Origin of the sequence: Microcoleus sp. A6-C6 (assembly GCF_036705955.1) — a bacterium.
Taxonomy (GTDB): Bacteria; Cyanobacteriota; Cyanobacteriia; order Cyanobacteriales; family Microcoleaceae; genus Microcoleus.
This window is the reverse complement of record NZ_JAUBVR010000033.1, coordinates 23,572-49,989: the sequence shown is the minus strand read 5'-3', so window position 1 is coordinate 49,989 and position 26,418 is coordinate 23,572. Positions and strand designations below refer to the sequence as shown.

26 protein-coding genes are annotated in these 26,418 nt (G+C 46.5%); 14 read left to right on the top strand and 12 right to left on the bottom strand.

From position 1 onward, the window contains the following. Positions 1-61: 61 nt before the first annotated feature. Together QUB52_RS15220 and QUB52_RS15215 are read left to right on the top strand one after the other, a co-directional pair. Positions 62-388: a YbjQ family protein gene (locus QUB52_RS15220; protein ID WP_172184303.1), complete on the top strand. Its 327-nt coding sequence runs from the start codon at positions 62-64 to the stop codon at positions 386-388. Positions 389-652: 264 nt separating this feature from the next. Further along, the gene (locus tag QUB52_RS15215) at positions 653-1,276 is read left to right on the top strand and encodes a hypothetical protein (RefSeq protein WP_265235467.1); all 624 of its coding nucleotides are present in this window, start codon (positions 653-655) and stop codon (positions 1,274-1,276) included. 433 nt (positions 1,277-1,709) lie between these two features. Here QUB52_RS15215 and metH read toward each other — a convergent pair whose 3' ends face one another. Then, positions 1,710-5,261: a methionine synthase gene (gene metH / locus QUB52_RS15210; protein ID WP_332973574.1), complete on the bottom strand. Its 3,552-nt coding sequence runs from the start codon at positions 5,259-5,261 to the stop codon at positions 1,710-1,712. 88 nt (positions 5,262-5,349) lie between these two features. Here metH and QUB52_RS15205 point away from each other — a divergent pair, with 88 nt between their 5' ends. Together QUB52_RS15205 and QUB52_RS15200 are read left to right on the top strand one after the other, a co-directional pair. Beyond that, positions 5,350-5,916, top strand: a complete 567-nt coding sequence (locus QUB52_RS15205; protein ID WP_332973572.1) for a type II toxin-antitoxin system Phd/YefM family antitoxin — start codon at positions 5,350-5,352, stop codon at positions 5,914-5,916. Positions 5,917-6,087: 171 nt separating this feature from the next. Further along, positions 6,088-6,759 carry a Uma2 family endonuclease gene (locus tag QUB52_RS15200; protein ID WP_332973571.1) on the top strand — a complete coding sequence of 224 codons (672 nt, stop codon included), beginning with the start codon at positions 6,088-6,090 and terminating at the stop codon, positions 6,757-6,759. 129 nt (positions 6,760-6,888) lie between these two features. On the opposite strand, the gene QUB52_RS15195 is transcribed toward QUB52_RS15200, so the two are convergent. The 6 genes from QUB52_RS15195 to ispE all read right to left on the bottom strand — a co-directional run bounded on the left by QUB52_RS15195 (position 6,889) and on the right by ispE (position 11,105). Beyond that, a complete protein-coding gene (locus QUB52_RS15195) occupies positions 6,889-7,563 on the bottom strand; it encodes a hypothetical protein (protein WP_332973570.1) in 675 nt (224 codons plus the stop codon). 197 nt (positions 7,564-7,760) lie between these two features. Next, a complete protein-coding gene (locus QUB52_RS15190; RefSeq protein WP_332973569.1) occupies positions 7,761-8,432 on the bottom strand; it encodes a dual OB domain-containing protein in 672 nt (223 codons plus the stop codon). Positions 8,433-8,505: 73 nt separating this feature from the next. Beyond that, complete coding sequence (locus QUB52_RS15185; protein WP_332973568.1) at positions 8,506-8,958, bottom strand: DUF488 domain-containing protein; 453 nt, start codon at positions 8,956-8,958, stop codon at positions 8,506-8,508. Then, positions 8,936-9,562, bottom strand: a complete 627-nt coding sequence (locus tag QUB52_RS15180; RefSeq protein ID WP_332973567.1) for a DUF488 domain-containing protein — start codon at positions 9,560-9,562, stop codon at positions 8,936-8,938. The genes QUB52_RS15185 and QUB52_RS15180 overlap by 23 nt, the downstream gene beginning before the upstream one ends. Positions 9,563-9,623: 61 nt before the next feature. After that, on the bottom strand, positions 9,624-9,977 hold the full coding sequence (locus QUB52_RS15175; protein ID WP_265235460.1) for a DUF3082 domain-containing protein: 354 nt from the start codon (positions 9,975-9,977) through the stop codon (positions 9,624-9,626). A gap of 150 nt (positions 9,978-10,127) precedes the next feature. Then, entirely contained in the window at positions 10,128-11,105 is a 978-nt protein-coding gene (gene ispE / locus QUB52_RS15170; protein WP_265235459.1) for a 4-(cytidine 5'-diphospho)-2-C-methyl-D-erythritol kinase, read from the bottom strand. Positions 11,106-11,195: 90 nt separating this feature from the next. Here ispE and QUB52_RS15165 point away from each other — a divergent pair, with 90 nt between their 5' ends. Further along, positions 11,196-12,581 carry a sensor histidine kinase gene (locus QUB52_RS15165; RefSeq protein ID WP_265235458.1) on the top strand — a complete coding sequence of 462 codons (1,386 nt, stop codon included), beginning with the start codon at positions 11,196-11,198 and terminating at the stop codon, positions 12,579-12,581. Positions 12,582-12,613: 32 nt separating this feature from the next. Here QUB52_RS15165 and rsmA read toward each other — a convergent pair whose 3' ends face one another. Then, complete coding sequence (gene rsmA / locus QUB52_RS15160; RefSeq protein WP_332973566.1) at positions 12,614-13,462, bottom strand: 16S rRNA (adenine(1518)-N(6)/adenine(1519)-N(6))-dimethyltransferase RsmA; 849 nt, start codon at positions 13,460-13,462, stop codon at positions 12,614-12,616. A 198-nt stretch (positions 13,463-13,660) separates the two neighbouring features. Here rsmA and galK point away from each other — a divergent pair, with 198 nt between their 5' ends. Continuing rightward, on the top strand, positions 13,661-14,758 hold the full coding sequence (gene galK / locus QUB52_RS15155; RefSeq protein WP_332973564.1) for a galactokinase: 1,098 nt from the start codon (positions 13,661-13,663) through the stop codon (positions 14,756-14,758). Here galK and QUB52_RS15150 read toward each other — a convergent pair. The 4 genes from QUB52_RS15150 to QUB52_RS15135 all read right to left on the bottom strand — a co-directional run bounded on the left by QUB52_RS15150 (position 14,748) and on the right by QUB52_RS15135 (position 17,074). Continuing rightward, entirely contained in the window at positions 14,748-15,122 is a 375-nt protein-coding gene (locus tag QUB52_RS15150) for a signal peptidase I (RefSeq protein WP_332973562.1), read from the bottom strand. The two genes, galK and QUB52_RS15150, sit on opposite strands and share 11 nt — an antisense overlap. Before the next feature lie 155 nt (positions 15,123-15,277). Further along, positions 15,278-15,970: an SRPBCC family protein gene (locus QUB52_RS15145; protein ID WP_332973560.1), complete on the bottom strand. Its 693-nt coding sequence runs from the start codon at positions 15,968-15,970 to the stop codon at positions 15,278-15,280. 311 nt (positions 15,971-16,281) lie between these two features. Then, positions 16,282-16,560: a photosystem I reaction center subunit PsaK gene (locus tag QUB52_RS15140; protein WP_332973558.1), complete on the bottom strand. Its 279-nt coding sequence runs from the start codon at positions 16,558-16,560 to the stop codon at positions 16,282-16,284. 301 nt (positions 16,561-16,861) lie between these two features. Next, a complete protein-coding gene (locus QUB52_RS15135; protein ID WP_194011372.1) occupies positions 16,862-17,074 on the bottom strand; it encodes a chlorophyll a/b-binding protein in 213 nt (70 codons plus the stop codon). Positions 17,075-17,206: 132 nt separating this feature from the next. On the opposite strand from QUB52_RS15135, the gene QUB52_RS15130 reads away from it, so the two are divergent. From QUB52_RS15130 to QUB52_RS15095, 8 genes are all read left to right on the top strand, one after another. Further along, the gene (locus tag QUB52_RS15130; RefSeq protein ID WP_332973556.1) at positions 17,207-17,341 is read left to right on the top strand and encodes a hypothetical protein; all 135 of its coding nucleotides are present in this window, start codon (positions 17,207-17,209) and stop codon (positions 17,339-17,341) included. A 298-nt stretch (positions 17,342-17,639) separates the two neighbouring features. Beyond that, a complete protein-coding gene (gene hflX / locus QUB52_RS15125) occupies positions 17,640-19,259 on the top strand; it encodes a GTPase HflX (RefSeq protein WP_265235455.1) in 1,620 nt (539 codons plus the stop codon). A 450-nt stretch (positions 19,260-19,709) separates the two neighbouring features. Further along, on the top strand, positions 19,710-20,321 hold the full coding sequence (locus QUB52_RS15120) for a PEP-CTERM sorting domain-containing protein (protein ID WP_265235454.1): 612 nt from the start codon (positions 19,710-19,712) through the stop codon (positions 20,319-20,321). A 304-nt stretch (positions 20,322-20,625) separates the two neighbouring features. Further along, entirely contained in the window at positions 20,626-20,889 is a 264-nt protein-coding gene (gene grxC / locus QUB52_RS15115) for a glutaredoxin 3 (RefSeq protein ID WP_265235453.1), read from the top strand. Between the two features lie 67 nt (positions 20,890-20,956). Further along, positions 20,957-21,916, top strand: a complete 960-nt coding sequence (gene gshB / locus QUB52_RS15110; RefSeq protein WP_332973555.1) for a glutathione synthase — start codon at positions 20,957-20,959, stop codon at positions 21,914-21,916. A gap of 233 nt (positions 21,917-22,149) precedes the next feature. Further along, positions 22,150-23,289, top strand: a complete 1,140-nt coding sequence (locus QUB52_RS15105) for a Gfo/Idh/MocA family protein (RefSeq protein ID WP_332973553.1) — start codon at positions 22,150-22,152, stop codon at positions 23,287-23,289. Positions 23,290-23,390: 101 nt separating this feature from the next. Further along, the gene (locus QUB52_RS15100; RefSeq protein ID WP_265235450.1) at positions 23,391-25,229 is read left to right on the top strand and encodes a CHAT domain-containing protein; all 1,839 of its coding nucleotides are present in this window, start codon (positions 23,391-23,393) and stop codon (positions 25,227-25,229) included. 160 nt (positions 25,230-25,389) lie between these two features. After that, on the top strand, positions 25,390-25,971 hold the full coding sequence (locus QUB52_RS15095; protein ID WP_265235449.1) for a hypothetical protein: 582 nt from the start codon (positions 25,390-25,392) through the stop codon (positions 25,969-25,971). The last annotated feature ends 447 nt before the right edge of the window (positions 25,972-26,418 follow it).

The following is a 26,418-nucleotide window of genomic DNA, read 5'->3' as shown; positions in this document are numbered from 1 at the left end:
CCAGATGTAGTAAATCTACAGAACAAGACCAACTCAAAATTTTCGCACTTGAGGCCAACTGATGATTGTAACAACAACTGATATCATTCAAGGAGCAGAAATTCAATCTTACCTAGGAATTGTAACTGCTGAGGTGGTCTACGGCACCAACGCCCTGCGAGATTTCTTCGCGGGCATTCGCGACATCATCGGCGGGCGCACCGGCAGTTATGAGGAAGTGTTTCTCAAAGGACAGCGAGATGCCCTCGCGGAACTGGAAAAACGGGCTCAGCGCCTGGGTGCTAATGCTGTAATCGGGGTGGAAGTTGATACCGGCACGATTAATGTAGACTCTTCTGGCGCTTTGCTGTTGATTACTGCCGTTGGGACTGCTGTCAGATTGCGGTAAGCTGACTTTCCTCTATACATCCGCGAAGTTTTTTAACTGGATAAAATAGTTATTGGTCATTAGTCATTAGTCATAAGTTATTAGTCAGCAGTCATTAGCTAATAGCTATGGACTCAGGGCTAATGACTTTTTTGTTTCTTTCTTCAGACATAGATACTGGTTATTTCCCCAGGCAGATATAGTTTTTATCAATCTCAGCCACAATCAATGCTTAGATGAAAGATTGTTAAAAATAGAACCAACAGTCAAAGGAAAGGAAAAGCTATGACATACGTAAATAGACCTGTAGACAACGTTAGTACCGAACCTGTGGTCGTAAATTCAGTGATGGAATACCACGATCGAGTACGTTGGGGCCCGATATTTTCAGGTTTGGTAATTGCGATCGCCACACAATTGGTTTTAAGTGCATTGGGCGCTGCGATCGGCTTAAGCAACATCGCTAATTCAGGAGCACCGCGCACTATTGCCGGCAGCGTGGGTACTGGGGTAGGAATTTGGTCAATTATCAGTTTGCTAATTAGCTTAGGCGTTGGCGGCTGGGTAACAGCTCGCGCTTGCGGCCCGATGAACCGCAGCACGGCACTTTTGAACGGAGCAATTTTGTGGGCAACTACCTTAACAATTGGCTCTTGGCTGTTAGCAAACGGCGTAGCGGGTACTTTTGGCATAGTAGCTGCGAATGCGGGAGAAGTGATTAATCAAGCCCAGCAAGGCGTGGTCAATCTGCCGAACCAAGCGCCTAACGTATCTGCTCAAGATACTCGTAATATTGCGGAAAATGCCGCCAAAGCTGGCTGGTCATTTTTGTTCGGTTCCCTATTGGGTTTGGTTGCTTCGATGGCAGGAGCATCTGCCGGCGCGCGCACTCCCCGGAATTACTCGTAAAAATTTGTCAAACATGGAAAGTTCATGTTCATAAAGCACTTTTTCAAGGTGCTTTTTTATTGTTTTAATTCATGTATTCTTCAGTCCGTGCCGGCGGACTTCGTTTGTGTAGTAGCGGTTTCAACCGCCGAGTTTTATTTGTCTAATGCGCTTTTTGCTGAGTCTAGATCCCCCTAAATTCCCCTTAAGAAGGGGGACTTTGATATCTTCCGGTTCCCCCCTTCTTAACTACCGTGTACACACATCTCTGTGTAAAACCAAAATCCTCGGAGATCCCCCTAAATCCCCCTTAAAAAGGGGGACTTTGATATCTTCCGGTTCCCCCCTTCTTAAGGGGGGTTAGGGGGGATCTGGCCTAGTCGCCAAACAGTAAATCGATAGTACATTTGACGTTAAGTTGACACCCCTTTGTACTCCGCACGCACCCTACAAATTAAGCAGTGAAGTATTTCGCCGCTGGGTGATAGGTGATAATTGCCGTAGTAGATTGTTCTGGATAAAGCTGTTCGCTTTCATCCATATGCAAGTTTATACGATCGCACTTTAGCAAATCCAATTGCTTGTACTGATCCGCCATATTCGGACAAGCAGGATAGCCGAAACTGTAGCGCGAACCCCGATATCGCTGCGCTAGCATATCCCGAATATTGTCCGGTTCCTCGCTACCAAAGCCCAATTCCCGGCGAATCCGCGCGTGAGTCCATTCTGCTACCGCTTCCGCAGTCTGTACCGCCAATCCGTGGAAGTAGAGATAATCAGTATATTGATTGTTAGCAAATAGTTTTTGCGCGTACTCCGTAGCAACTTCTCCCACCGTCGCCACTTGCATCGGAAATACATCAATTTTACCCGATTCTTTCGGCGCGAAAAAGTCGGCAATACACAGCCGACGCGCCGATTTTTGCCGGGGAAATGTCAATGTCGCAGCGGGTGTCGATAAATCTTGCCCGTTACTCATAATTTCCGGATCGTACAGATGCAAGGAATTATCCTCAGCTTGACACGGAAAATATCCGTAAATTGCTTGCGGATTCAGTAACTTTTCAGTGATGATTTTGTGTTTCCATTCTGCCAATATCGGATAAACTTTCTCCGCTAAGAAAGCATCGTATTCTGCCCGCGATTGGTCTTTTGGCTTGCGAAACTGCCACTGTCCCGCAACTAATGCTTGCAAATCTAAGTGCCAGAAAATCTCTTCAAAGGGAATTTCTTCGGGCGAAAATAGTTTGGTTCCCCAGAAAGGAGGATTTGGGCGATCGATATTTGCGTCAACTGCTTCGGAACGCCTGGTATCAATCACCACCGGAATGTCTGGTTTTTTGACATCTTCTACAGCAGTTTCTGCCGAAATTTTAGCGGTTTTCACCGTCTTACTTTCTTGCCCTACTTCATCCAAGAATCCTTGTAAATCTTCCCAGTTACCAGCAGATTTGGCTGGCATCAGTTTCTCCATAAAGTGCAAGTCAGAAAACGCATCTTTGCCGTATATAACTTTACCTTTGTAGGTATTTTGACAGTCTTCATGCACAAACTTGGGAGTCAAAGCTGCACCGCCCAAGATTACAGGAACGGTAATTCCTTTCTCGTTAAAGGCTGCCAAATTTTCCTTCATAAATGCGGTGGATTTCACCAGCAAACCGCTCATCGCAATACAATCGGCTTTGTGCTTTTCGTAGGCTTCGATGATGTTATCAACTGACTGTTTAATTCCCAAGTTGATCACTCGGTAGCCGTTGTTTGATAGGATAATATCAACCAAGTTTTTGCCGATGTCGTGAACGTCGCCTTTAACAGTTGCGATCAGGAATGTGCCTTTGGCATTGTCGCCGGATTCCGACTTTTCCATGTACGGTTCTAAATAAGCAACGGCCGCTTTCATGGTTTCTGCTGACTGCAATACAAACGGTAGCTGCATTTGTCCAGAACCGAACAATTCTCCTACTACTTTCATCCCGTCTAGCAAGAAGGTATTGATAATTTGCAGGGGCGGATAGGTTTCTAATGCTTTGGCGAGTTGGATGTCGAGCCCAATTCTTTCGCCGTCGATGATGTGCTGCTTGAGGCGTTCTTCGACCGGGAGGTTTGCGTCTTCTGTCCGATCGCGCTTGGTGGTTTTGCCAGCAAACACCGTTGTTAGGTCGCCCAAGGGGTCATAAATGCAAATTTCGCCGTCAAACTCCCGTTCGTCGTAGATCAGTTTACGGCAGATTTCCTGGTGTTTGGGGTCGATTTTGGCGATCGGCAAAATCTTATTAGCGCTGATAATAGCCGAATCCATCCCCGCCTGCATCGCTTCGTGCAAAAACATGGAATTCAAAACTTGCCGCGCCGCCGGATTCAAACCGAAGGAAATATTAGAAACTCCCAAAATTACGTGACAACCGGGCAATTCTTGGCGAATGCGACGGATCGATTCGATGGTAGCTTTGCCGTTTTTTCGGTCTTCTTCAATCCCCGTGGAAATGGGCAAAGCTAAGGGGTCAAAAAAGATTTCGTGGGCACCAATTCCGTAGGCGACGGCGGCGTTATAGGCGCGTTGGGCGATCGCAAATTTTTGGTCAGCAGTACGCGCCATCCCATCTTCATCAATCGTCCCGATCACAATCCCCGCGCCGTATTTTTTCGCCAACTCCAAAACTTGATAAAAACGCGGTTCTCCGTCTTCGTAGTTAGTAGAATTAAGCAAACATTTGCCGCCTGCAACTTTCAATCCGGCTTCCATTTTTTCCCACTCGGTGGAATCCAACATTAAAGGCAGAGTTGCATTAGTCACAACGCGGGAAACTAATTGTTTCATGTCGCGCACGCCGTCGCGCCCGACATAATCAACGTTGACATCAAGAATGTGCGCGCCTTCTCGCACTTGTTCCCTAGCCATTGCTACTAAACCGTCCCAGTCTTCGGCATTCAGCAAATCGCGGCATTTTTTAGAACCGCTGGCGTTGAGTTTTTCGCCGACAATTAAGAATGAGTTTTCTTGTTCATAAGGTTGGGCGCTATAAATTGAAGCGGCGGATGGTTCCCAAGTGATTTCGCGAATTTTGGGTGTGAGAGTTGCGCCAATTTCTGATAGTTGTTGGATGTGATCGTAGCGGGTGCCGCAGCAGCCGCCGATGACTTGCACGCCCAAGTCTTCGACGAAGCGCATCAAGGCCATTTTTAATTCTATGGGCGTGAGTTTGTAGTGCGCGTGGCCGCCAATGTTTTCGGGTAAACCAGCGTTGGGAATGCAGGAAACCACGAAGGGCGAATGTTCGGACAGGTATTTGACGTGTTCGGCCATGCGATCGGGCCCGGTGGCGCAGTTTAATCCTAAAATATCTATGGGATATGGCTGCAAAATAGCTAAAGCGGCGCTGATGTCGGAACCTACTAACATTGTGCCGGTAGCTTCCATTGTGATTGATACCATTAACGGAATCCGCGCACCTTTTTTCTTAAATACTTCTTCAATGGCATTTAATGCTGATTTAATTTGCAGCACATCTTGACAAGTTTCGACAAGAAATAAGTCAACGCCACCGTCATAAAGTCCTTCTGCTTGTTCGGCAAAAGCGGCGGTGAGTGTGTCAAAATCAATGTGTCCTAATGTTGGCAATTTGGTGCCTGGCCCGATCGATCCTGCAACAAATCTCGGCTTTTCTGGCGTGTCAAATTCGGCCGCGATACTCTTGGCGAGTTCGGCGGCAACTTTGTTGAGATAATAGGCTTTGTCTGCTAAATCGTACTCGGCGAGCACGATGGAAGCCGCCCCGAAGGTGTCTGTTTCGATGACATCAGCGCCTGCTTCGAGGAATCCCCTGTGTACGATGGCGACGGCTTCCGGTTTGGTGTGCACGAGATATTCGTTACAACCTTCGTATTCTTTGCCGCCGAAGTCTTCTGCGGTGAGGTTTTGGACTTGCAGGTTGGTTCCCATTGCGCCGTCGAAGACGATGATGGGGCGCGAGGGGTGGTGGAGTCGATCGAGAAATCTGCTATTCATCGGCGGTAAAAAGACGTAGGTTATATATTTACAATTTTATCCATTGTGCAATATTCTCAACAGTTATGTGAATCTTGGGGAACGGCTGATGACTGAAGGATTTAATGCTGCTGACAATAGTTCGATCGCACCTATGATTTTACCGATCGCCCTGGATAATTGTCAAAATTCTGCTGTGGGCGCGGCTGTAGGGGCTAAACTGGCGATCGACTGCGAGGGGTTTTTCCGCTTAACTGTTGAGGATTTTGCCGAAAATGCGATCGCGATCATTAAACGAGTCATGCAAAAGGGCGATCGAATTATCTTACAGCAAGCAGGGAAAGATCTAGCTGCGATCGTTCCCGAAACAGAATTTCACAAGATAGATTATCTCATGCAAGAACTCAAACCCTCACAATTTTTTCCTGACGAAGAAGCATATTATGAAGATGATGGAGCAATCCACTGCATTTACCCGGACGAACTTGTAGAAAACCTTGATAATATCTTAGCAGATGTCAAGGAATTCGACGAATTATTTGGTTTACTGCCCACTGAAGAAATGGGAGAGAATATTGATATTTTCATCTCTGTAGCTATTCTCATGTCTATCGATCGATTTTGGGTGCCGGACTACCTAATCGCTGAACAAGCCAGACTAAAAATGCTATCATAATACTATTCGTAGGGTGTGTCGCCATAGAAAATACGTCGCATCAGAGCGACAATTTAATAGCGACGCACCTGACAAAATAGTAAACAACACTTCTTTTTTTCCTAACACGGTTGTCTATAAAATCTATAAGTTTGTTCGCCTTTAATCGCAAAACCAATGAGGAATCGCAAGATGAACGCGCCAACAATAACTCCGTCTCCTCCCGTACAAGAGCAAATTATCCACGAGTCAAAAGTTGTTTTAAAAGGCGTTAGCTGGCAAACTTTTCAGGCTTTGCTGACTGATGTTGGAGACGATCGCGCGTGGAGAATTGCCTATGACAATGGAGTATTAGAAATCAGAATGCCGTACCAAGAACACGAACAACCTATAATCATGCTAGCGTACTTCGTGAACGCCATAGCAGACGAGTTAGAAATTGAGGCAATGCAGCTTGGCGCGCTGTTGGTGGAAAGGGAAGAGTTGCAGCGTGCGATCGAACCAGATACCTGTTTCTACATCCAGAATGAAGCTTTAGTCAGAAGCAGAATTATTGATTTGGAAACTGATCCACCGCCAGATTTAGCTGTAGAGTCGGATTACACGAATTCTTCTTTAAACAAATTCGCAATTTATGCCGCTTTGGGCGTTCCAGAAATTTGGAGATATCGCCGCCAAACTTTAGAAGTTTATCAACTTGTAGATGGCAAATACGAGACTGTTGCTCAAAGTATAGCTTTTCCATTTTTGCCGATCGCAGAAATACCCGAATTTATCGAACAAAGCAGGGCGATCGGACAAAGATCAGCCGTGCGTCTATTTCGGACAAGAATTAGAGAAATTTTACAACATCGCGACGCATAAAAGATTATTTTCCTCTTGTAGGGCGATGCACACCGCACCTTGCCGCGATCTAAATAAAAAATCTCATTATTTATTTCTCATTCTTCTCTGTGAAGCTCTTTTTGGCACTCGCTGAATCTCAGTTTCGCCTCATTGAAATTCCACTTTTGCAGGATATTCTTCTACTGCTTCTAAGATTTCTAAATCAACAAGCTCAACATCGCCGTCGCTGATTGCTTCCTCTTGATCGATCTCCTCTAAATCCTGCTGATTTTCAATTAACTGCACTCCTAACCCAGAATCTTGAATCGGCAATTCATCGATTTCTTGACTAATCTCAGCTTCTCCAATCCCATCCTCAATTCCCGCCACCACTAAATATTCCTCAATTTCTTGACTAATTTCTATTTCTCTGATTTCCTTCTCTACTAACTGCATTGCTAACTGCTGATTTTCCCTTGACAACTGCTCAATCTGAGTCGCTTGAATTCTAAGCTGTTCATTAAGAACGCGAATTTCTCGGTTTTGCTGCTGAATCATTTCTTCACCATCAGCAATCGTGCGATTCCTTTCTAATATCACCTCATTTCTAGTTTCTAATTCCAAAGCGCTCATTGCTGCTTTAATTACATTATAAAAATGCGGCTTAGAAACATCAACTTGTTTAGCATTATGGCGACTTTTCCCCAAAAGCCCAATCTTTTCACCTTGCTTAACAGCCAACACAAAACCTTGATGATTTTTAACTTTTAATTCTTTGACAAAATCAACTTGAACTAAACTGCAAATATATTTGTGACAATCATAATAAAATTCTGCTTTCATAAAAAAGCACCCCTTTCTGCTACAGTCCCGCAGAATTATACCACGAACAACGTTAAAAATCGAACAAAATCTCTAAACCTATGGTGTGCGCCGATCGCCGTACAATAATTTCAAATGTATGCGATGTCAAGAGTTGCTGCTAAAATTAATCAAAAATCAAGAATCGATCGCCATTTCAATCAAAACGCCAGCTAACATTAATAAATAATATCTTCCTCTAACTCGATCACACCCGCAATCAACTTCCAACAAGGGTCATCTCCTTCCCAACCATCAGGCCGCCAAGGCATACTTAAACTGACTGTTATCAAACAAGCTTTTTCCGGGCGATAGCCCAAATCCAACCTTCTAGTAAACACCGGATCAGTAATTGTTGCCGTCAATTTTTGATTGTATGCCGTAACAATAGATCCTTCCCATTTATTCCCACCTTCAAATCTTTGACCGACCATTTTTACGGTAAATTTTACTGCTTTTATTAATTGTAAAGTTATGCGGTTTTCCGTTGGCAAAGACTGCATATAATTCACCGTCACAAATCGCAAATCATTATGCAAAATGTATGCCTGATCACGGAAATATTTCAGCAAAAACGCTGACGAAACCTTCCCAACGTGCTGCCATTTTCCCGGCAAAATAGACAGATTTTCGCACTCGAAACCAAAGTCCGGCCCCGTTTTTGCCAAAGGAATGTCTATCACATCTAATAATGCCGGTTCCAGTCTATTTATCTGCCGTATTTCTTTAGGAATTTGGCCGTCTGGTAAGTCGGAAATTGGACGTACCCAGTTACCATTAACTTCATTAATTCCAGCGATGCACCTGTCGCCGTGTTTCCAGGAATTAGCAAGGCAAATTATCCGAGTCATGAGATTTTAGATTTTAGATTTTAGATTTTAGATTGATTCCTCTATGTATAGCGCTGCACACCAGCTATGCAATTCAAAGATGACTAATTTTGATATTTTGCCACTGATCACTGAGATATTCAGCAACTAAACGGCGGTGACAGTTGTGAGGTTTTGGTTCGCTACAAAGCAGACACCCGCAGTCTAGAAGATCCTGCGAAATTTTTTGCTCAATTTGTCGATCGCGAATCAACTGCAAAAACTGCTGTTCATAAACATCCCAATCTCCCTTTTTCTTTTTATAATCATCCAAAATCTCTTGAGTCGGGGCTAAATCCAGAATATGCACATACTCAATATTGCCAATTGTGCGCAAAAAATATTCTAAATCTTTCCGCTTAGCAAAACCCGCCAACTGCGACACATTATTCAGCCGCGTATCTATCACCCTGCGGACTCCCGCTTTCATCAAAGTATCAAAAAACTGCTCAGCACTTTTTTGAGTAAAACCAATAGTAAATAAATTAATTGCTTTCTTTTGTGACATAAGCGATTGCTAATCCGTGACGATAATAAGCTGTTTCCAAATCAACTATTTCATCTTTAACTTGAGGCTCTAATTCAAACAAACTTAACTGAATTGGCTCATTATTTTTTTTACCTTTGTTAAAATTGCTCAAAAGTCTGGCTTCTAAATCCTGGTGCGATTCTAAATTGCCATCGGACAGAATATGATTAATCTGCAAATTAAATTCTTTGACTTTGTGGCACACTAAAATAGTGCGGTGACAAGTAATCGGGTCTTTTTCCGCACACATTAAACTGATTTTATAACTAGCTGCGCCTTTGAGCAAGCGCTGAATTCCGGCAGCAAATAGAGGAGTGGCTGCTATGCGATCGTACAAAGCTTTACCGCTAGTATCGTAACAGCTTAAATCTTCTGGCCTCGCACCCAACTCTTGCCCCAAAAAAACATATTGAATCCCAGCAGCAGACAACGAATCTGTAATTTCAGATTTATTGAAATGGGGCAAATAGCGGCTGAAAGGATGCGATCGCACGTCCGCAACCGCTGTAATTCCGTGTTGTTGCAGTAGCAAAATAAACGCTTCAATACTCAGATTGGAGTGCCCGATCGTAAATAATTCCATTGCTTTGACCTTACTATTCAGTCTTTGCTTTGCAGACGAGAGTTTGTGCAGCCCTATGGTTTCAAGCTGTGGGTTTTTTCACCAACTTTTGAATCAAAAGTTGCAAAGCTAGCAGCATCAGACCCACAGACGCAAAAGCAAAAACACCTCCACCCAAAGCGACAATTCCCATGACTAAAGTTCGCACAGCCGCCGCAATATTAATCACAGTCACATTGTCTGAATGAATCGGCTTGTTAGCAAAAGTTTGGGCTACCGACAAAGTTAGGGCGTACAAAGCCACCGCAAATCCGCCCGCCATTAGCGAACCAGTCACGCACCGCAAAACCGTCGGCGGCGAAGCAGATGCGGGTGTTTTATCCCCAGCCGAACTTAGAGATTGAGAAGTAGAACTTGGATTAGTTAAATCAGTCATTGCAATTTGAGATGTTAGATTTTAGATTTTAGATCTCGGCTTAATTCACCAAGAATAAAATCCGTGTTTCATGTCATTTTATCAGTTCTGCGAGCTCAATAGACTCTGCGCAAAGTTAGATTGAACTCGACCGATCGCACAATCTGCCAGTTACACCGTGGGAATCGGCGCTTTTACATCATTTTCCTCAGAAAAAATCCGAATCCCAGTATTGCTAAACTTTGCCACCCAAAAATCCAAATCTGGAGAGGCGATCGCACTTTTCACCCGTTCCACAACCTGCTGAGCCTGCTCTTGAGACTCACAGAGTGCAAACACCGTCGGCCCGGAACCCGACATCATCGCGCCCAAAACCCCCGCTGCATCAAAGGCTTCCCGCAATTGCAACACCTGCGGATAAACGGGTAAAGCAACTTTTTCTAAATCGTTGTGCAATAGTTTACCAATTTTCGATCGATCTTTTTGGGCGATCGCCCCCACCATCGGCCCCGAATGCAGCCGTTCCCGACGACACTCCAAATCCTCCGACGCACAATAGGAACTACTGAACTGCTGGCGATAAGTTTGATACGACCAGGCCGTAGAAATACTGAGATTGCGGAACTTCGCCAGCACCACATGAAATCCGCCCAAATCCGGCAGCGGCGACAGTTTATCACCACGGCCTGTTGCCAAAGCCGTACCTCCAGCAATGCAAAAAGGCACATCCGAACCCAAAGTTCCTCCCAACTCTTGCAACTCCGACTGAGTAAGTCCCAATTGCCACAGCAAGTCCATCCCAACTAAAACCGCGGCCGCATTTGCAGAACCGCCGGCGAGCCCAGCAGCCACCGGAATCTGCTTGTGAATCGCAATCTCGACTCCGCCGTATTTCGCCAAAGCATCGGGGAATTGCTGCGCCAACAAATCCGCCGCCCGGTAAGCTAGATTATTCTTATCCGGCGGGACTTGCGGGTGATCGCAGCGCACGCGGATTGTGTCTGTACCGATCGCCCGCAAATCAATTCGATCGGCCAAATCTATGCTTTGAAGAACCATCGCCAGTTCGTGATATCCGTCGGGGCGATCGCCTATTATTTCCAAATACAGATTGATTTTTGCTGAAGCTAGGAGAGAATATGAGCGCATAGGTGATTAAGCCGCAGGTGAAAGAAACCCCTGGTTGAAATTAATTGACACAAGTCAGAGTCCATTTTCTCACAACTCAAAGGAAATATTATGCAGGAAATGTGGAAAACTTTTTTTAGTTCCGGGTCATTTATTCCTCACGGGCACTGCTATCTGTGGCAGACCAAGTTAGTCTGGCTTCACGTAGCCTCAGATTCGATCATTGCACTGGCGTATTTCTCGATCCCCATTACACTGATTTATTTTATTTCCAAACGCAAAGATTTGCCCTTTGACTGGATTTTTGCCATGTTTGGAGCCTTTATCGTCGCCTGCGGGATCACTCACATCTTTGAAGTCTGGACGCTTTGGCATCCTACCTATTGGCTTTCAGGAACCATGAAAGCAATTACCGCCACTATTTCCTTCACTACAGCCATACTTTTAGTAAACTTAATCCCTCAAGCCCTAGCCCTTCCCAGTCCCGCCCAGCTAGCACTAGCAAACAGCCTCCTCGAAGCAGAAATATGCGAGCGCCTATCAGCAGAAATAGCACTAAAAAAATCCAAAGACGAGCTAGAAATTAGAGTTGAGGAACGCACCATAGAATTAAAACAACAAACTCTACAGCTAGAACAAACTTTGTTAGAATTGCAGCAGACTCAAGCCAAGCTAATTCAAAGCGAAAAAATGTCATCTTTGGGGCAAGTAGTAGCTGGTGTCGCCCACGAAATTAACAATCCAGTCAACTTCATTTACGGCAATCTGACTCCCGCTGGCGAGTATGCGAATAATCTCCTGGAAATGGCCGATATCTACGAACAGCATTATCCAAATCCCTTACCGGGAGTCAAAGAAAAACTCCAGTCTCTTGATTTAGATTTTATCCGAGTAGACTTGCCAAAAATCTTATCTTCCATGAAAACAGGGGCGGACAGAATCCGCGATATTGTCAAGTCGCTGCGGACTTTTTCGAGGCTGGACGAAGCCGACATGAAATTAGCGGACATTCACGAAGGTATTGACAGCACCCTGATGATGTTGCAAAACCGCCTGAATCCCAAACCCGGTTATCCCCCCATTGAAATCATCAAAGATTACGGCAATTTACTGAAAGTCGAGTGCTATCCCGGACAGCTAAATCAGGTATTTATAAATATATTGAATAACGCTATTGATGCTTTAGAGGAAGATAGCGAAAACCATAAAATGGCCCGTGAAACTAATCTCAAAGTCCTCAAAATTTCTACCAGAGTTGTAGACGAGAAATGGGTAGAAATCAGAATTCTTGACAATGGATCAGGCATCGCTGAGGAGGTAGTCGAGCAGATATTCGATCCTTTTTTTACAACCAAACCTGTAGGTAAAGGTACGGGACTGGGTTTGTCTATCTGCTATCAAATTATTACCGAAAGACACAAAGGAGAATTGCAGTGTATTTCAGCGCCAGGACTGGGTACGGAATTTATTATTAAAATTCCGATTAGCGTTAAATAATCATTGAACAATTAACAGTCATAAGTTATCAATCAAAAGTCATCACTCATCAGTCGTTTGGAATCATCGGAAAACAAATTATTGCTCAAATTTACCCATTGAGCCACGCTTAAATCTTCAGCGCGAGATTGAGGATTTATCTGTAAATTTTCTAACAATTGAACGAGTTTATCTAAATCGACAGATCCTTTCAAATTGTTTCGCAGCATCTTGCGCTTGCTACCAAATCCCAACTTCAGTAAAGTCTCCAAATAGCGCGGATTAACCGCCGCAGTTTCTATCTGTCTGGGAAGCAGCCGCACCACCGCAGAATCGACTTTTGGAGGCGGATAAAAATCTCTAGAAGGCACATCGCAAATTAACTCACATTCTGCTAAATATTGTACCCGCACCGACAAAGCGCCAAAAGCTGTAGAACCAGGTTTAGCGTAAAGTCTTTGGGCGACTTCTTTCTGCACTAACAGCACGATCGAATCGAAGGGTTTAGGAGCAGGCACAGATATCGTTCCCAGCAGTTTTTGCAGGATGGGGCCGGTGATATTATAGGGAATGTTGGCAACAACTTTATTGGGATTCTGGAATTTGGGAAAGGCTATTAGTTCAGCCTCTAAGTCCATTTCCAGGAAATCGCCTTGTAGCAATAAAAAGTTGTCAATTTTGCCTAGTTGCTTGGCTAGTTTTAGGCACAAATCTCGATCGATCTCCGCAGCAACAACAGACTCAGCCGCAGGCAGCAAGCGCCGAGTCAGAATCCCAGTACCCGGCCCGATTTCCAGGACGCGATCGCCCTCCAAGCTCGCTGCTTTGACAATCTTATCTAAGGCTTTCTCGCTTTTTAGCCAATGTTGAGCAAACTGTTTCCGGGGTCTGGTCGATCGCATTTTTTGAATTTTTGGAGAAATCTTAGCCCTTCATTCTATCACAACCTCATATTTTCCCCCAACTTACACTCATGTTTATTTTTGTAAACAGGGGTTGAATTCAGCTAAAAACTTGGGCACTATAAAAGCGTCAACGATCAAAAAAAAAGTTTACAAATTTGCAATTTGCAATTCGCAATTCGCAATTCGCAATGACCAATGACTAATTCCCCAAAAATGAAATTCCAACGAGTATTTGGTACATTACCCAAAACCACAGCCAGCGCGCCCGGAAGAGTAAATATGCTGGGCGAACACACAGACTACAACGACGGATTTGTACTTCCGACTGCTATTCCCCAGCGCATAACAGTACAAATCGGCTTCAGCAGCGACGATCGACACCATTTTTATTCAGCAGAATATGACGAACTCATAAATTTTTCAGACGACGATACGATACCGCAAACATTCGTCACTTATATCTGTGGCTGCCTCAGACTTTTAGAAAAAGAAGGATACAAAATACCGCCAATAAATCTCTACATTACCTCGAATGTGCCGATCGGAGCCGGTTTGTCCAGCAGTGCCGCCTTAGAAATAGCAACCCTCAGAGGAGTGCGCGCGCTGCTGAACCTCCCCCTAGACGACGTGCGGCTGGCTCAAATCGGACAGCTAGCCGAAATCCGCTATGCCGGCTTGAACTGCGGCATCATGGATCAAATGGCGTCGAGTTTAGCAGACACCAACACCATGCTATTTATCGACACCCGCAGTCTCGAATACCGCCCAGTACCCTTTCCCGCAGGTACAGAAATTTTAGTAATTGACAGCGGCGAAAGCCACAACTTAGCAGCCGGAAGCGGCTACAACCAGCGACGCGCTGAGTGCGAGGAATCCGCCCGGATATTGGGTGTTAAAGCTCTCAGGGATATCACCGATCCCAAAGCTGTGGAAGTATTGCCGGAACCTCTCAAAAGGCGATCGCGCCACGTCGTCACCGAAAACAACCGCGTGCTCGAAGCAATAAAATCTTTGCCAGCAGAGCGTTTCGGCGAGTTGATGAATGCTTCCCACGCCAGTCAACGCGACGACTACGAAGTTTCAGTACCCGCAGTAGACGCCCTGGCGGCAATCTTGCAGTCAATCCCCGGAGTCTTCGGCGCGAGGCTGACGGGCGGAGGTTTTGGCGGTGCTTGCGTAGCCCTAGTCAAGAGCGGCAAAGCGGAGGCGATCGCATCAGAGGCGATCGATCGCCACCACCGCGCGGGTTATAGTGGCCGCGTTTTGGTTCCCGAAGTTCCAGTTAATTCTTAATACCAGAACTATCACCCGACACCGAAGGCCAGCGCACAGTCACTATAACCGAATCCTCCTCTGCCGACCAATAATGAGCCACTCCCGGCAACCACAGAGCATAATCTCCTTCGCGAGAAAGCAAGATTTCTTGCTCTAGAAATTGCAGGCGAAACCGCCCTTTTACCAGGATAGAAAGCGTAGTTGCGGCCGCATTTACCGCCCACTGAGTCCTGCAATCTCCGGCGGGATGAACGCCCCATTTTACCTCTAACACAGAAGTCGATCGCGCATCATCTTCCGGCGTCATAAAGTGACCCGCAAACCAACCCCCGCGACTTGCACCTTCAGCGCCCGCATTTCCGAAAATCACTTCAGACGGCATCAGCTAACAATCTCAAAAAAAAATATTTTATTAACACAAACTCAACGGTTTGTAGTAAGGACTTTAGTCCTAATTGATTTCAATGCCTAGAAAGAGGACTGAAGTCCTCACTACAAACTTGATGATTGTTACACGAGCAAACACGATCGCAATTATTACTTGCGCCCCGACGATTGACCTTCCGTCGTAGCGATTTCCCCAGCTTCCATAAACTGCTTAAAGCGGCGCAAATCGTCAGCAATTTGCTGTTCGGGAGCTTCCCCAAATAGTTTAGCAGCGCCCGCAGCGATCGCACCGCCCGGAGGGCTGTATTCAATCACCACTTTTACCTCAGTACCACGTCCTGCTGGTGCCGCTTGAAAGCGCACAAAACCCGAATTCTCAACATCAGCCCCTTCCACAGACGCCCAAGCAATAAAGCGATTTTCTTCTTCGCCTACAATCTCCGCGTCCCATTCTACACTATTGCCGATCGGCGCGCTGGCAATCCAGTGAGAACGCTTGTCATCTATTACCGTAACGTGTTTGAGATGCTTCATAAACCGAGGTAAATTTTCAAAATCGCGCCAGAAACGGTACAATTCATCAGCCGGTTTGTCGATCGTCACCGTCTTTTCAACTTTAATAGTTTGATTCGCATCCGCAGCCGACTGCAAACCCTCCACAACCCCCAGCCCGCGCGCCGCCAAACCGCCGCCCGCAACCGCCAGCAAAGTACCTCTGAGTGAACGCTGCGACAAGCCAAACAGCACCAGCGCTCCCCCACCAATTAACGAAGCCCAGCGTTCGGTATCGCCGGTGTTAGTTTCGTTTTGTTTGTCAGAATTTGCGATCGAAGTAGATTCCATTGCTTTAAACCTCGTCAGTCGATTTTAGGTTTTAAATTTTAGATTTTAGATTTACTCCACAGATCCAATCTGGGAGCTTAAACTAAGGTCTAAAATCTTAGGATCTCCCCACAATAGCGTCGGGAATTTTACCAGTTTTTGGGCTGGTCAATTAATTGTGAAAAATAGCAGCTAAAGGCGGCAGCCAAACAGTTCCCTAGAAACTTAAAATTAGGGTGAGTGCAATAAATGCACTTACCCCGGCAAAATTTTTGCGCATTCTCATCAACCAATTGTAGCAAAAAATCACCACAACAGCCGCGCAATTGATCCTAAATATACTTGTCCACGCCGAGCGTCAAAATCGCGAACGCTCCCAGCAAATGACCGGCGCTCATGCAAGCGAGAAATGCCGGTACGCTAACATTGTTGAACAAAGATGGGAAAGGCAAAGGCATTTTCGGCCCGACGTGGGGATACCAAATTCTGCGGCTCAAGACTAGCAAGGCTAACATATTGCAAACAAACATCACTAGCGGCTTTTGCCAATTTCCTGAGGCTGTGTCAGTCACAGCCGATTCTACTACTGCGAATAAATTTGAGTTAATCATCGTTGATGCTCCTGTTTTTCATAAAGTATCAGAGTTTATTGACGAGATTCCTTGCCAAAAAATACAGTAGGGGCGATCGGCTTGACGCAATAAATATCTGTTTTACTCTCAATATTCACCGCGCCAGCGCCATCGCCCCCACCCGCAATCATCGAATCACAGCAAAAAGTCTTTTAATGCCATTCAAAAGTAACGAAAGATACAAATAGACCAGACCATACTCGCTGCCATTTGTAACTTTTAGCCTGTCTGGCAGTTGCGGCATTTCCTGAAGCTGCCAGACAGGAAAGGCTGCTCGTTATTAACGAGCGATATAGGTAGGCAGAAAGTGAAGTATGTCGCGCAGAACGCTATATCCAGCCATGTCCCAAAGCAAATAAGCTAAGAAACCGATCATCGCTAAGCGGCCGTTCCAAAGTTCTGCTTGCGGGTTGAAGCCAAACAAAAAGGCATTGCGATCTTTGCCGTTGTAGGCATTAGTGGTTGTAGGTACGTTAGTAGGACGAGTTTCCATGTTTTTACATTCCTTAACAATGTTTCGTTTATCATAGTAGCGACCTAATTTTTAGTTTGCTATCTGTCTCTAGGCTCAAGATACACACAAGTCTAAAGGAGGATTTTGAAACACAAAAATATGTGTTAACTTATGTTAAAAAATATTTTTTTAGCGATCGCCTGTATCTGGAGATACCAAATAAAACCGCAAGTTGAAATGGCTGCTGTGAAAAGCTCCCTCGCCCCGCAGCGACAAACACCCGCCCTGGTGACTCGACAATACTGAATCCGCGAGATCCCAGAGGCACGAAGATTTAGTAAATTTTAACTACCAACGAGAACACGATCGCCCCAGAGTTAACTAAAATAGGAAATAAACAGAGCGATCGGGAGAAACAGTTATCGAAACCATCTACGGCAATCTTCAGGGTTTAAAATCTAGCCAGCTCAAACAACTCGAAAAGCTTTACCACCAGCGACTACCGGGCGATCGCATCACCACGGCAGAATTCGCCCAGCGCGTCGCAGCCATCAGCACCGAAATCGACAAGCCAATCTGCACCTACATCAACCGTCGCGGACAAGTGATTCGCGTCGGTGTCGGTACACCCCGCCAAACCCAGATTGCGCCCCTAGAATTGCCCCGCTACGGGGGAGGTCGCCTCAGCGGCATTCGCTGCATCGCCACCCACCTCAAGCCAGAAATACCCAGCGAAGCAGCACTCACGGCAATGGCAATTCAGCGCCTAGACGCCCTAGTGTGGCTGACGCTGACCGGCGGAGGGTTTCAGCGTCGCGGCGGCGGTGCGACAGGTTACATCAAAGAAACTTATCTCGTTCACCTGATACCCCAGGGAGACCGGCCAAATTTTGAGTTCTCTGTTTTGAGCGCTAAGTTAGAACCAGCTTCAACTGATGAGACTGAGGAAATAGAAGAACCTGTAATTCAAAAATCACCAACCAAAACTCAAAACTTTCCCTGGAAAATATCAGAACCTCTGAGTTTGGACGACCTCGCAGATCAAGACTTTCTGGAGTTGGTGGAAGGACTCGAAGCAGATTTTCAAGCAGAGTTTGTAGCTAAGCAGGTTGATGCAGACCAAGATAAAGTGCTGCTGGTGGGTGTGATGACTCAGCACATGACTCTACTGGATTTTGAGGACGGACTCGCAGAAATCACCCGGCTGGTGGAAAGTGCCGGGGGTCAGGTATTGCAAACAGTGCGTCAAAAGCGATCGAGCCCCCACCCGCAGACAGTCGTCGGCGAAGGCAAAATTCAAGAAATTTCCCTTACCGCTCAAACGATTAGCGCTAACCTCGTGGTATTCGATCGCGACCTGTCCCCCGCACAAATACGGAACTTGGAAATTCAGATCGGTATCCGGGTAGTTGATCGCACTGAGGTGATTCTCGACATTTTTGCCCAAAGAGCGCGATCGAGCGAAGGTAAATTGCAAGTCGAACTCGCTCAGCTACAATACACCCTGCCCAGGCTCAGAGGTCGCGGTCAGGCAATGTCAAAACAGGGCGGCGGCATCGGTACCAGAGGCCCTGGGGAAACTAAACTAGAAACCGAACGGCGGACGATCGCCAAACGCATTTCAAGATTGCAGCAAGAAGTCAATCAACTGCTTGCTCACCGTTTCCGGCTGCGGCAGAACCGGCACCACATGGACGTACCCTCAGTCGCGATCGTCGGCTACACAAACGCCGGTAAATCGACTCTGCTCAACCTGCTCACCAATTCCGAGGTCTACGCCGCCGACCAGTTATTTGCCACCCTCGACCCCACCACCAGAAAGCTGACGATTCAGAGCGCTGTCACTGGAGAACCTTTGTCGATCGTCCTCACAGATACAGTGGGCTTTATTCGCGAACTGCCCCCCTCCTTGATCGACGCTTTTCGGGCTACCCTCGAAGAAGTTACTGACGCAGATGCTTTGCTGCACCTGGTCGATCTCTCCCATCCCGCGTGGCAGAGCCAAATTCGATCGGTCATGAATATTTTGACAGATATGCCCGTAACTCCCGGGCCAGCCCTTGTAGTTTTTAACAAAATCGATGCCGTAGATGAAGATACTCTCGCCCTAGCACGAGAAGAGTTTCCTCAAGCCGTATTTATCTCGGCCGCCAAAGGTCTCGGAATGGAAACTCTCCGCGATCGACTAGCGCAGCTCATTCAATACGCCCTCTACCCTCGGTAAATACTTAAATATTCCTTTTAAGTAGTTGACAGTCGGGAATATACGTACATATACTGAGGACAGATCTCGTCGAACCATGAGATTATAAAAGAATAGTCAGATTGTGGATTGCTAATTAGAATACAGCAGAGCTAGTTGGCGATCGGTTACATAATTAACTTCAGGCGGTCAATGTAAAAACTCTCTTGGTTAATGGCTGTAAGGGCTGTTGGTTGAGAGGTTGCCAAAAGATGTTGCCAGACGGTGCAAACCACGCTACGCGAGTAGGGTGAAAAAAATAAGATCAAAGTGTTTGGGCGATCGCCTCAAGCGCTATACTATATTTTACAGGCGTCCGGGAGAGAAAACATCAACTTATGGTAAGAACTCTAAAATCTATGCCCGCCGTGCATCGCTAATCTCTAGCACTATTTCAATTCTGCGATTTTACCACTGTTTAACTAAATAGTTATGTGTACGCCACTGGCAAAACTAGCAATTGGACTCTCTGCCACAATGGCAACAGGGTTCTACTATCTAGCTGCCGCCCCTCCGGCTTCAGCAGCAATCGATGTGTGCGGGCCCGGAAACTATTCAAGTGCCTGCGTGCCTGATAATTCCCCCAGCCCCCAATCACCAACAACCTTACGAGACGCAGTACCGGCATCACAAGCACCTGTGCGAGACGCGGTACCGGAAGCGCAGGCAGTTCCATTCGCAACGCCGATACCGATAATAGAACCCGTAGTGCCGGCAGTCCAATCACCACCCCCTCTAATAGTAGAGCCCGTGGTGCAGACACCCCCGGTAGTCCCATCACCATCACCATCACCAACAGTAGACGAGATACCACTATTAACCGCACCGGAAATACCGGTCATACCACAACAACCGATCGCGTCGCCCGTAGTGCCTCCGCTGATTTTACCAGTGCCCAAGCCGATATTGCCAAACTACAACCCACCCGTCATCAGGAGAACAACTATCCCAGAACCAGGTACTGTGGTAGCACTCTTACTGACAGGCGCAGGAATTATCTGTTCCGCCAGAAAACGAAACAAGCAGGTCGGTCAGCAACGGTAAGCAGGCTCAAGCTGCTGCTTGTTTTCAACATCTCTCCGTTTTTTGAAGCGCGAGTGTTTTTTTGTTTTTTAGATAAAACCACCAAAAATGTATAGATAATTACCTTACAGCTTGCGGCGTGTAACTGGAGCAGAAGGAAGAATAGTTTAGCGATTGAACGCCAGGAAATTAAAAGCCCTAGATTGCATGGGGAAAGTGCAATCCGAGAACTTTGTAACCGTCGGGCGCGGTTGCTCTATATAAAAATTAAAATAAGATTGGTTAAGATTACAATAAAAAAATATTGTTATTGTGTGAGCGTCCGATGATACCTAAAGTAGAAATTTACACTTGGAGAACCTGCCCGTTTTGCATTCGTGCCAAAGCACTGCTGAAGCGAAAAGGGGTTGAGTTTACAGAATACGCGATCGACGGAGATACAGCAGCACGCGATAAAATGACCGATCGAGCCAACGGAGGCCGCACCCTGCCCCAGATATTCATCAACGACCAACACATAGGCGGCTGCGACGAAATGCACGAATTAGATGCTCAAGGCCTGCTCGATCCGCTGCTAGCGGCAACATGAGGCATTCCCCGTGGAATTTTGAATTTTCCCAAATTTTCCTTCGATCAATTTTTAATTGTAACTGACCATGAAATTTGCATTCATCATCGATCCGCTCGATCGACTAATTCCAGGACACGATACCAGCGTAGCGCTGATGGAAGCAGCTCAACATTTGGGTCACGAAGTGTGGGCGACTCAAGCCAACGAATTAAGCGTCATCGGTGGTAAAACCTGGGCAATGCTCAGTCAGGTAACACTCACCCCAGTAACACAGGTAGAGGGACGCTGGGAGGCTGCTGAGGCTTGGTACGAAGTAGAACCGCCTACATTGCAGCCACTCGAAGCAATGGACGCAGTATTCATGCGGACTGATCCCCCAGTCAACGTTCCTTACCTCTACGCAACTTACCTTCTAGACGGCATCGATCCCGCTAAAACTTTGGTCGTTAACAGTCCCAAAGGATTGCGGGCGGCGAATGAAAAAATGTATGCTTTGCAATTTGAAGGAGCGATCCCCGAAACCATTGTTTCTCAAAATAAGCAGGTAATTCGGCAATTTGTTGAGAAAAAAGGAGCCGCAGTTCTTAAACCCTTGGGCGGTAAAGCTGGCGAGGGGATTTTGTTCTTGGAGGCGGGCGATCGCAATCTCAACTCCCTAGTCGAAATTAGCACTCAACAAGGGCAAATCCCAGTCATGGTTCAGACATATCTGCCCGAAGCCAAAGACGGAGACAAACGGATCATCCTCTTGAACGGCCAGCCCATCGGTGCTATTAACCGCATTCCCACCGGCAATGAATTTCGCGGCAACATGGCCGTCGGTGGCCGAGTCGCAAAAACCGAAATTACCGATCGCGAATATCAAATTTGCACTCAGCTAGAACCGGTGCTGCAACGAGACGGGCTGTACTTTGTCGGCATTGATATCATCGGCGGTTATCTCACCGAAGTTAATGTCACCAGCCCTACAGGGATCAGAGAAATTGACTTGTTTGACGGCGTTAGTTTGGGCAAACAAGTAATTGAATGGGTAGTTAGTCAGTAGTCAGTAGTCAGTAGTCAGTGGTCAGTGGTCAGTAGTCAGTAGTCAGTAGTCAGTAGTCATTGATTAGTCGTTATTAGTTATTAGTTATTAGTTATTAGTTATTGGTCATTAGTTATTGGTGGCAGCTAACAAATAACAACTAACAACTAACTGCCAACTGCCAACTGCCAACTGCCAACTGCCAACTGCCAACAGTCAACAGTCAACAATTAACAATTCCCAATAATTAAATTATGTCAAAAATAGGCGTTGCAGTAGTCGGTACAGGTTTCGGTCAAAAAGTGCACCTTCCCGGATTCCAGGCACATCACCGAACTGAGGTTGTGGCTGTTTACCACCGGAATTTAGACAAAGCTCAGGCGATCGCCACCGCCCACAATATCCCCTACGCTTGCAACTCGATCGCAGATATAGTCGCCATCCCAGAAGTAGCGGGCGTTAGCATTTCTACACCGCCATTTTTGCACTTTGAAATGGCAAAAACCGTCTTAGAAGCAGGCAAACATTTATTATTAGAAAAACCGACAGCCCTGACAGCTTATGAAGCTAGGGAACTTTACCGATTAGCAAACAGCGAATCTCCAATTAATTTTAACAACAATGGTTCGAGAGCAATTGCCACAATGGATTTTGAATTTCGGTTCATCCCCGCATGGCAAATGCTAGCAGAATTATTAGCAGCAGGATATGTCGGAGAAAACCGTTTAATTAAGATTGATTGGTTGGTGTCGGGGCGCGCTGATGCTGCTCGTCCTTGGAATTGGTACGCGCAAAAAGAGCGAGGCGGCGGAGTTTTGGGCGCGACAGGTTCTCACGTTTTTGATTATATGAGCTGGCTGTTCGGCCCGCCGCAGAGGCTTTCTGGGCAACTGATTACAGGAATTTCGGAGCGACCCGATCCGCATGATTCGGGAAATTTAAAATTAGTGGATGCCGATGATTCTTGCACGTTGATGTTGGAATTAGCCGGAGGAACGCCTTGTCAAGTTTGTTTGAGTTCTGTTACTTATCAAGGGCGGGGACACTGGGTGGAAATTTACGGGAGTAAGGGTACGTTGGTGTTGGGAAGCGACAATCAGCAGGATTACGTCCACGGATTTCGTTTGTGGGGTTCCCAATCTGGAGAACCTTTAGCTGAAATTAAAATTCCTCAAAGATTGGAGTTTCCTCAAGTTTATCCAGACGGGAGAATTGCACCGTTTATTCGAGTAGTAGATAGGTGGGTGGAATCAATTGATGCGGGGAAATCTTTGATACCGTCGCTCAAAGAAGGGGTTTACTCGCAGTTGTTGATGGATTTGACTCAGGAGTCAAATGCTACTGGAACTTGGGTGGATGTACCAAAGTTAGAGAAATTTTTGGGCGGTAAGTAAAATTAAAAACTTATCAAGTAATCTCTCGCGCTCGATCGCACCCCAAACCCGATAAACTACGAATAGTTAAAGTCGATCAACCTTATATCCAGAGTCGTAAGATGGCGCGCCCTGAAAGTCCTTGCCTCAGTATAGCGATCGCTCGCCTGAGAACCGCTGGGGCAAACCATTTTGCCACTTGGGTTCTACAAGCTCCCTATCCCAGCGGGTACGTTCACCACGACTGTATGTGGCCGCTTGCCCTATCCCAATCTTGGAAAGCTTGGCAGGAAATGTTTTCGCCCTCCGGGACAATTCACGAATTGCCCCTAAATCCTGATGGCAGTTTCGTCTCGCCGGAAAACAACCAGAATCTACTGGCAGAAATTGAAAAACGAGCCCCTAATTCCCTACAGTCACTCCCACCGATGCCCCCTGTGCCGCTCCGTATCGGTCAAGGGGGTTTGTTGGAGAGGGGTGAGCAAAACCCGCCACAGCCACCTGCAAGCTACAGCAGCCGCCTGATGCAGCAGTTGGGGATTAACCTCTGGCAGTGGCTGTTTGAAGGGCCGATCCAGGGTAGTCTCCAGGAAAGTAAAGGTATCGCGATCGGGCAAAATCTACCCCTGCGAGTGCGGATAGATTTGCGCGAACCCTATTTAATTGCTTTGCCTTGGGAAATTATGCAGCCTCAAGCCGGTCAACCGGCAATTTCTCTGTCGCAGCAACTGCTTTTCAGCCGCACTACCAGCAATGTTGAGCCTTTGCCGCCCCTGCGTCCTGCTGAGTCGCTAAACATTTTGCTAGTTTTGGGACAAGCAGAACCAGGCTACGGTGCTAATTCTCAATCTTCCAGGGGCAACAACCATCATTTGCAGTTGGAAGCAGAAGCAGTTGTCCTAGCTGGCGTTCTCAAGAGTGCTTTTCAAACCGATGATAGTGGCAAATATTTTGACATCAGCGTTCCCACTCGCGTCGATACTCTGATCGAACCTACTCCGGCGGAACTAATTTCTCGGCTGGAAACGCAAGCTTATAACATCCTGTTCTACGCCGGTCACGGGATACCGGGCCCTGACGGCGGTTTGCTATTTTTGGGCCCGGATAACGTGATTAACGGTACTGAATTGGCTCAGGTTTTGGTTCGATGCCGCGTGACTCTGGCGGTGTTTAATGCCTGTTGGGGAGCTCAGCCGGCGGTGGAGAGGCTGCATTTAAATAACAGTCAGCAACAGGCGATCGCCCGTAGCAGTTTGGCTGAGGTACTGATTCATCACGGGGTGCCGGCGGTGTTGGGGATGCGGGACTCGATCGCCGATCGCGAAGCCCTGAGTTTTATCCAAACTTTTGCTCGAGCTTTGGCCGGGCGGATGTCGATCGATCGCGCCGTCGCCATCGCCAGACAGCAGCTACTGACACTGTACAAGTTCAATCAACCGGCTTGGACGCTGCCCGTACTGTATATGCACCCGGAGTTTGACGGTCAACTGACTGAACCGGTAGATGATCTCAAAACTGAATTGCCTTTGAATTCTTCTACTTGGCTGGGACGTTTGCCATCTTGTGCTTACTTGCGGGGGCGCGATCGACCAAATGTCAAATCTACCGAATCGGCGAATCAGGTTTGGCCGATTAGCGCTGGTATGGTTCGAGTCGGCCGTTGGGAAGAAAACGACGTAGTGATTCGAGAACAGTGGGTTTCTCAAAAACACGCCGAGATTTTCTGTCGCAACAGTATCGGAGATAGCCGGGGCGAATCTAGCTACTTCCTGCGCGATTTTTCTCGCTACGGGACTCTAGTTTTGGGGCCGGAGGGATGGGTGAGAGTTCACCACCAAGAACTGCTGCTGCAATCGGGCACTCAGCTAAAATTTGGTAGTTCTCAAGGTCAGATTTTTGAGTTCACTATTGAGGTTCCACAAACTTCGGGCTACAGTGAGACTGATTGCGGAACCAATTAAGGTGCGCGTGTAGCTAATGAAGGCGATCGGCACAGCAAAGTTCTGGGCGTTGAGTCTCAAGTCGGAAGTTAAAATAGTTTACTCACCACTGGCAGCTCGCAACTAGCTCTTGGCACAGTCCCCCTTCTGTATTTTCCTTGAAGCACTTAGGTATTACATCATGGCTACCCAATCTCCTGATTCTCAATATTTTCGCGACTCGCTTCCTCAGGCCCAGATGGAGCTTCTCGCCACAATCGTTCAGACTGATGTTGCTTATCCCTGGAATCCTGCACAGCTTGAATCAGAATCTTATTTGACGGATCTAGAGCAGGAATTTGCACTATTTGATTCCTTCAGCGACAGCGATATTGCCCAGAAGTCGGGAGTTTTATTCGCGCAATTAGAACAAGTTTGGCTCTCTAGCGCCGTGCAAAAGTCTTTGCGCGAGAAATTTGCTCTCGTTCCTCAAGATTTTCTGGCCCGTATCGCTCAAAGCGTCCAAAACGCAACTGTTAAATATCAATCTTTAGCTGACCAAATGGTTGAGTGCGTGTTAGATATTTTGCCTCAGTGGGCTGAGGAAGATTTGCAGGTGTTGGCGCGTCCTTTGGCTTATGCCATGCGAGAGGCTGATTCGTCCGGGGTGGAAGTGGTCATCGAGACGAAAAGACCTTGGGCCCAATTGTCGGAAATAGAACAGGCGAGAGTTGGTTTGGCTGTCGCCCGCTATGCAATCTCGCAATTAGAAATTTCTGATTAGTTTTTTGTTGGCTAAGTTTTTGTGCTGCGATCGCGGTAATCTTTTTAAATTAATATAAAATTTATCTACCTTTAGTTAGATGTCAAATTCGTCTAATTATTAAGCCCTAGTGATTGCTATCGTTTGAGATAGCAATCATATTTGATTTGTAGACACGATTATTTTTTTTTGTAATAACTGCACAGAGGCGAATAACACGTTTGTAGTGAGGACTTAAATCCGCAGAGTTCGATCGCGTTTGATAGTTCGGAATGCAAGTCCGCAGAGTTCGATGAGGACTTGCATTCCGTGCTACAAACCAATTGTATTGTTCCGATCGCACGCAATCTCAAGGATCTGTTGCTATACTTGGCCTGGATTGGACTTGCTGAGCAGTTTGCCATCAGCAAGCAAGTGAACTATCATCAAATTGTCAGAATGTTAAAAAATATAAATATATTAAGTGGG